The sequence below is a fragment of the Flammeovirga aprica JL-4 genome (genome assembly GCF_012844305.1).
In the GTDB taxonomy this organism is placed as follows: Bacteria; Bacteroidota; Bacteroidia; order Cytophagales; family Flammeovirgaceae; genus Flammeovirga; species Flammeovirga aprica.
In genome coordinates this window covers 1-8,122 of the sequence record NZ_JABANE010000190.1, presented here as the reverse complement: position 1 = coordinate 8,122, position 8,122 = coordinate 1, and the positions used below count along the sequence as shown (strand labels likewise).

Below are 8,122 nucleotides of genomic sequence, written 5' to 3'. Positions count from 1 at the left end.
CAAGTTGGAAGTATTTGGGCTAGGGATGTGACATGGAAAAGTATGCCTGTAGGAATTTTTGATAGTGAAGCAAGCGACTTAAATGTTATAAATCATCAAATCACTGATATTACGGGGATTGGTAGAATGAAAAACTTAGAAAACTTAAACATGACCAACGGAAAAATTAAGCGTATCCCTCCTGATATCAACAAATGTACAAAGCTGAACTTATTACTTTTAGAAGGTAATGAAATTGAAAACACCTACAATGCTGAAATCTCTGAAAATGTAGATACAAGACTTTTAGGGAATCCTGTTTTTGATAGGGAGCAGATTGATGAGTAAAGTAAATTGTAATCAACTCAATTTTTCTCCTGAGCTTTTTAATATTCTAAACAACCACAACTAGAAGTTTTAGACGACTAACTTAGAGGACTGAAATTTAAAAACCGAATAACATACTCAGAGAGTGATTATTTTATACTCTCTATCGTTTACCGTGACTTGAAGGTATGGGTTTTTAAGAAGCTACCCTCCTTTTCGACTTTCATTATCAAAGTTGATAATTGAGGTACCTTCCCAAAAGCTCAAAATTTCAATTATGGGTCTACGGACCTTATTAGTTGTGAGAAATTCAGAAAAAAGAGTATTTGTCCCGTTTTTAATCACAAAATCACTTTTATTCAACTCACCCTATCCGTACACTACCCACCGTACACCCAGTACGCTATTCACTGTACTGCCTGTACACTATACAGCGTACTGGGTGTACGATGAATAGTGTACAATAAGTACTTGAGTGTTTTCTTAATGAAGAATAAAATGTTTTTGATATGGTTCAGTGGACATTGCAATACCCACTGCACCACATCAAAATCCATTTTACGAACCATAATTCTACATTCTTAATTCTTCATTAAAAAAGTTCTATAACTTTTGTCCTAGTACTTAAGTATTTTCTTATCAATCAATTGACCATTAACCTTCACACGAATGATGTAAAGCCCATTAGCCCATTTATTTTCTAATTTGATTTGATCACTCTGATCTGATTTGAAAACAAGGTGTTCTTTGAGTACTCCTAACATGTCATATACCCATACTTCTTGTAATCCTTCCATTGGCTGGATGTAGATCGATGAAGAGAAAGGATTTGGATATACTTTCACGCTTAGTTCTTTTTCTAAGTCCAACTCACTCTGCTTTCTTGCACTTGAAGATGTTTCACAAGACGGTGCTGAAGTACTATTTGTGAAGTATAAAGTTTGCTTGCCTGTGACTTCTACTAAGACAAAGTCATCACCTTCCGTTGTTGCGTAATACGTACCATCCATCTCTGGTATTCCTGAAGAAGTAAAAGTTAAAGTCGGTTGTGAATCTGCCAAGGTATGTGTGATACTTGGTGTTAAATCTACCCACCAATTAGGTACTCCATTATTCGTATTGAGGGAGAATTGCCATAGACCATTGTTGACTAAACTCCAATTAATTGTGGCATCTTTCACCTGATTGAGGTTCCATGTATCATTACCCAAGACATAAATATAATTATAGGTCACGTTGGCTAAATCAGGTATTGCGGTTGCTGAAGGAGTTCCAAATGTACAGCTTGGGGCATTCGGGTTGACTTCTACTGTAATGGTTTGGGAAATACTTGTGCTTCCACCTCTACCATCATCTACTGTGAGGGTAACTTCATGGATGCCTACTCCAAAGGTAGCAGATGTAGTAACGCCGGTTCCTGGATTACCTCCTCCAAAGTTCCAGCTATAGGTCAATGGATCATTATCTGGATCTGAGGATGTACTGGCATCAAAATCTACTGTAAGTGGAGCAAAACCTGTAGTGACTGATGAGGTAAAATTGGCTACCGGTAATTGATTTGCTCCTTGTACCGAAATGATGATGGAGTCTTTAGAAGTTAGTCCACTATCATCCGTTACCGTTAAATAAACCTTTTGGGCTCCTACTTGTGTAAAGGTATAATTCGTCAATGCTGTTGTAGCTGTTGTTCCATCAATCTCCCATAAGTAAGTCATAATAATACCATCCATATCACTTGAGCTAGATCCATCAAATGCCACAGCTAAAGGTACTTGTCCACTACTTACATCCGCCACAATTTTTGCAACAGGAGGCACTTGATCTGGAAGCACATTAATAGTAATGACTTCTTTTGTTGACATACCATCGGCATCTGTCACTGTCAATGTTACATTTTGTAGTCCCACGGTATTGAAAGTATAGGTAGTTATGCTTTCAGTACTTGTATTTCCTCCACCGAAATCCCATTGATAAGTAAGTGTTGTTCCTTCTGGATCAGTAGAAGCACTTGCATCAAAATCAACGATTAAAGGACTCTTGCCTTCTGTAGCAGATGTGGACAATACTATTTCTGGAGACTGATTCACATTCACAGGTTCAATTCCCCATACCAATTCTCCCTTTCTATATAAAGTGATCTTTACATTAGGACCAAAACTCGTTTGAGCAGAGTTGAAGGAGAAATCATTGCTTTGATCATTCATCTGATAACCTGATTGATGCATTCTCAGTTGTATCTCTCCTGTGTTCGATTTTCCATTTAGCATTCCTGAAGAAGCAAAAGCGAGTTCCACAAATTGTTCTCCTTGAGAAGTCGCAAAAGTACCACTTACTCCTTTCACACTACTGTAATCTGTCCCAAAACTCATAGGGGCCACATCTTCATTTGTAAACCAATATCGAATGGTGAAATCATCCAAAAGCACCGCATCTGAAGAGTCATTGTGAATACGGATGACTGGCTTCAATTCCTGTGTAAGTACCCCTGCTGAATTATCTCGGTATTGTATACTAAATGGTGTTTGAGGCATATTGGCAAACAATGGATCTACTGTAATTGTAATATTTGCTTCCAAGCCATGATTGGTACCATCCGCATTTACTAAAAGGAGTTTTAATGTGTGATCTCCACCAGCAAGATCTGTTACAGGAATTGGATCTAAAGTGTACTGTGAGGCATAATACACATCATCAATATACAAATCTACATGTGCGCCTTCTGGCACTACTTCAAACTTGTACAATGAGTATTTCACTTCAAAATCTGGCCCCACAAATCCGCCGTTGGAAGGAGAATTGAAAATGGCTGTTGGACCTTCTGGCAAAGGATCTTTTGTAACATTCACCCAAATAGAATCTGTAATATCTGTTGCAGAATTATCACTTCTTTCCATTAAGAAAGTCAATAGATGTGGTCCTTCAGATAAGGCCGAATTATCTTGAAAAACACTATCTGTAGTGATCAATCCACGGTCACTTCCATCAATTTTGAATCGAAGTTTGTATTCTGTGGATGGTAATGCCCAATTTTCTGTCTCAAAGAAAATATTGAGCGGTGCGTTGACTAATTCACCATCAGTTGGTGATGTAAAATAGACATCTGGAAGTTGCTGAACAGGGGTGTTTGCATCTCCTCCATGCAATGTCCAGATAACGCCAGCATCAAACATTTTCCATCCCTCTTCTGAGAATAGATGCATAAATTGATCTCGAAGTGGGAAAGCCAATCTTCTTGATGAAGTGATACCACTACCTTGATCGTACCCGAATAATACAGGTTGACCTTCGGCTTCGAGTATTACTGTTGCTTCCTCTGAAACATTGGCATAAGGTAGAAATTGCACCACACTGTATAAATCTACAGAATCAGCAGAAGCAAGTCCTCTTGTAATTGGATGAAGTGGATTAGTGATACTTGCTTTTGAATGCCCTTCTGTTGTAAAACCGTAACCTAAATCCAGATCACCATCGGCTAATCCTAGTTTACTATACATAAATGGATCCCAGGTCATTACTGGAATAATTGTTCTTTCTATGTTTTGACCGATAATACTTGGTTCTACTGTAGAAGAAACTAACAGGAGGTCATAAGCATTGGTCATCGTTGGTCCAGAAACATCATTATCATCAAATACATGTACATTAAAACCGAACTGTTGCTGTATTCTGTTTTTGATCAATAAATCATCTGGAGATAGATTCGTATTGCCTACGATAAACATCACATCCATTACGCCTTTGTAAGTTGTTTTGATTTCAGGTGTGAGTGATGAAGTATTTCCGTTGTTATAGAAAATACGAGCATTGAGTGTATAATTTTTCCATACGACAGGTGTCCACGCCCCAATAAAAGGAGCTGTTTCTACTGTACTTACCAATTCACCATCTACATAATATTCTATTTTAGTAATACCAGGCAGTGTACTACTCACTTCCAATGGTATCTCAATGTTCTTGTTAATGACTTGTCCATTTGCTGGAGAAATGATCTGAGAGACTTCCGGTAGTGCTGTCGTTTCCTCTAGCCCATCAATCTGTTTTAAATAACTGATTAACTGATCAAATTCTTGAGGATTAAGCGTAGAGGTTGCTCCATGACCATCCATTGGGTTATTGGATTTAAAAACTGCATTCAGTGTCAGTGCTGAACCGTCATGCAGATAAGGTGCTGTATTCCAAACTCCTCTTAACGTTGGAGTGTCTATCCCTAATAACTCTTTTCCTAAACGCTTTCCGCTATTTGTACCTTGAGTTCCAACATCGTGGCGAATGCCCAAGTTACTATCCGTAAAATGCTCACCACCGTGACAACTTGCACATTTTAATTGCTGGAAAATCTGTTGTCCTGCAAGGCCATCCGCTGTAAGGGTTCCATCTTCTTCTTTGTAAGGGCTAGAGGCAAAACCATCCAAAGATTCAATATAAGCTACCAAAGCATCAAGGTCTTCTGAAAGCCCTGCCTTAGGAGTTCCAAGAGAAAGAGCATTCGTTTCCGCATGAAAATCAGCATCCGTCATAAAACCTTGTCCATTGAAGTTGTTTCTGATATCGTTTTCAAAATCATGAATTTCATCAAAGTTGGCCGACCAGTGAACTGGACCGTGTGCTGTACCTGCCCTTCCTTTTAAAGTAATGGTATTTCTGAGCCCTTCACCTCGATCAGAAAAATCCCATACTCGACCATCTTCTGCACCATCATTATGACAAGAAGCACAACTGATATAGCCATCACTACCCATTTTCTGGTTGGAGGCATCATAGAAAATTTGTTTTCCTTTGAGAACTTGAGCCGTGAGTAATTCAGTTGTAACGGTAGAAATCGTAGCCACTGCCTCCAATTGTAGATTGCCATTTTTCACCAAAGCATCGGCATCAAAAACGGAAACTGTTCGATCCATAAAGTTTTTCACAAACAGCTTATTGGTCACTTTATCAAATACCATCCCTTGAGGTGCAAGTCCTACATCTTTCTGCAATAACTCCAATCCCTTTTTAGGGTCAATCACCACCACATGATTATTCCCTTGCATGGTTACTAATACATAATTTCCATTAGGAGTATAACACACTGAAGAAGGTTGACCATGATTATCAATATCCAGACGATCAGCTAGAATTTCTGAGGATAAACTAAGGTCAAGGTGAGAAATTGACGTTCTTACAGAATTATCAAATGTTAGTGGTTTTCCGTCTCTCATTCCACCTCTTAACACATTATCTTTTTTCCCGACAGTCCAAGCATTCCCTCCATTGGGGTGAATACTAATCCCTGCAATATAATTGGGAATACCTCTGCCTTGATTACCATTATCGACAGAGAAATCATCGATCGGTAATGCAATGTCTTTTAATGTAAAAGTCGTCAGATCAATTTCCCAAACATTCCCTTGTTCTTGTGGAGAAATAAACTGAGTCACGTATAAAGTATTCGTATTTGGATCCACCGCCATCGCTCTAGACGTAGTTCCTACCTCAATACTTTGGACTGTAGAATAATCTACGGTAGACAATTCAATGACTTTTCCACTTCCATAACCTGCCACAAATCCTCTTGAGCCATCCGCATTAAACACTACACCAAAAGGAGATGTTCCTCTTGGCAACGTTACTATTTGATCCACCTCCTGTGTATCTGCATCAATGATATATACTTTATCATTGTCTCTACATGTCACCCAAATTTTTCGGTTACCATCCATTGCAATGCTTACAGGATCTAATGAAACAGGTATCTCCTTTATGAAAGTCATTAAATCTGCGTCCAAGATACTTACCGAATTATTGTCAGGGTTTACGACCCAAACCGTTCGTTTAAGTTCATCGACAAGAAGAGGTGAAGATTGCGTGGGTAATTCCACCGGTACTCCAGCAATTACATTTACGCTTTGAGATTTCACAGAGAAACCACCATTGTTATCAGAAACTTGTACCTGAACTGTGTAGTTTCCCGGAGCAGGATAAGTATGACTTACCGCTTCCGTTCCCCAAGCGGTTTGTGGAGAACCATCTCCAAAATCCCAACGGTAAGACATTGCCTGATTTTCAAAATCTGTTGCTGAGGCAGTGAAGTTGACTTTGTTTCCAGCTAGAAAAGGAGAAGTGATATCCATATCGATCGCTGAGATTTCAGGCGACTTATTCGATGCATCTCCGCCTGTTGTAAAGTAGAAAACATATTCCTCCATTCCATTTCCAACTGCATCTTTGATCCCTCCTTCTACAAATTTCACTTCGTAAGTAGTGTTGGGAAGTAAAGCCTCTCTTGGTGCATAATTAACTACATTGTAAGAGGTTGATGTGACATCTCCCACAATTGGAGTTCCCCCAAGAGGGCTTACTTGAATTGATTTGTCAGTCAGTGTAATATCTTGTAAAGTCTCATTGATCACAAAGCCTAATGTACTTGTTACCGGTAAATTCGTTGCTCCCGGAGCTGGAAACTGAAATCCAACTGTGGGAGGTTTAATATCTAAGCCGTCTTGATGACAAAAAATAGTAGTTTTTCCATCTCCACTCGCCACTAATATATGGCCTAAAGGCATCCATTGATTATCGATAAATTGCAGTACTTCATCATCTGAGGCAGGTGTAAATTCTAATTCTACTTTCATGGTTTCGAAGTTGAATTTTACTCCTCTATCAAAACGGCCTGAGAAGCCATATTCATCTTGGAACATCATATAACGACCAAGTGTAATTTCATCAGATGATAAATCAAAAGCATGTTTTACATTGGTTGGGTCGGAAATATCAAACGCTACCATGCTGTTTACTGCTTCATTACCACTCATATAAATGATGTTGTTTCTCCATACTTGAATCCCTGTACTGTATTGTTCATGTGGAATATCACCACCAAAAGAACCCAGAAACTTCACATTTGTAGGGTCACCAAAGTCATAAACACTCATGGCTCCTGTTTGTGGAACATAGAAGACGTAATTACCTATACGCATTACTATATCCGGTTTTGCGATAGCTTCAGGCATTGTTCCTAAAAACGCTCCTGATCTCATATCATAAATTCGGTTGCCATCTATCGTATGAGGGAAGGTTTCCAATTTATCATAGTGAGGGTTTCCAGACTCCACAGTATACAAAAAGTCAGAAGTAGTTACTGGTTTTAGATCTAACATATTTGACATATCGAGGTATTTGTATCCTGTACCATCCGTTTGAGGTACAGAATATTCCCTCCAATACAAGTCGTTGATTTTCCACCAACGGTGTCCATTATTAGCTCTTTCGTCAAATTGTATCCTTTTAGGAGTTGTAGGACTGGATACATCCCATATTCCTGTCCCTGCTTGACCGGCAATCATCAGGTAATTTCTGTGGTAGGTATTAATTCTATCACCTTCTGGAAAGTGTGCTAAAAATGTACCTGCGGGCCAAGTTTGGGTGGTCATAGCTGGACCCATTTCTCCATTATACTGGGCCGTGACATGGTTGTGCGAAAAATAGCTGATCAATATCAAAAAGATGAGTCTTTTTAAATTGATGATTTTAGTAGATAGAAATTTCATTATCAGTTTTTTTAATAGTACTGATAAGAACAACTTTAGATGCAGTTGTATAGATTTTAAAAGGTAAAAGTAAGTAGCAATCAGTTGTTCCTATGCATTATTTAATAGATGATGGGTATTCCAGATGCTTGATTGAGAGAGTAAGGTGGAAATACTTTGTAAACTAATTTATCTGACATTACTGCTAGCTTATAAGGCACTACTTCCAAGCTTCCTTCTTCTTCATTTCTCTTATGATTAAAACAAGGAAAATTGTATTTATTTTGTACAATTTCTTCCAAAAGAGATAA

Annotated in this window: 3 protein-coding genes; 1 reads left to right on the top strand and 2 read right to left on the bottom strand. The window is 38.5% G+C overall.

Annotated elements, in window-relative coordinates:
• Positions 1-327, top strand: a 327-nt coding sequence (locus HHU12_RS32240) for a hypothetical protein (RefSeq protein WP_205960056.1), incomplete at its 5' end; no start/stop codon positions are given.
• Positions 328-923: 596 nt separating this feature from the next.
• Here the strand turns inward: HHU12_RS32240 and HHU12_RS32235 are convergent.
• Together HHU12_RS32235 and HHU12_RS32230 are read right to left on the bottom strand one after the other, a co-directional pair.
• Positions 924-7,832, bottom strand: a complete 6,909-nt coding sequence (locus HHU12_RS32235; RefSeq protein ID WP_169660856.1) for a PKD domain-containing protein — start codon at positions 7,830-7,832, stop codon at positions 924-926.
• Positions 7,833-7,933: 101 nt separating this feature from the next.
• On the bottom strand, positions 7,934-8,122 hold a 189-nt coding region (locus HHU12_RS32230), incomplete at its 5' end, for a hypothetical protein (protein WP_169660855.1).

Bases quoted from the DNA above. Each gene is read 5' to 3' on its own strand.
- HHU12_RS32235 (WP_169660856.1), bottom strand. From the start codon at position 7,832: ATGAAATTTCTATCTACTAAAATCATCAATTTAAAAAGACTCATCTTT.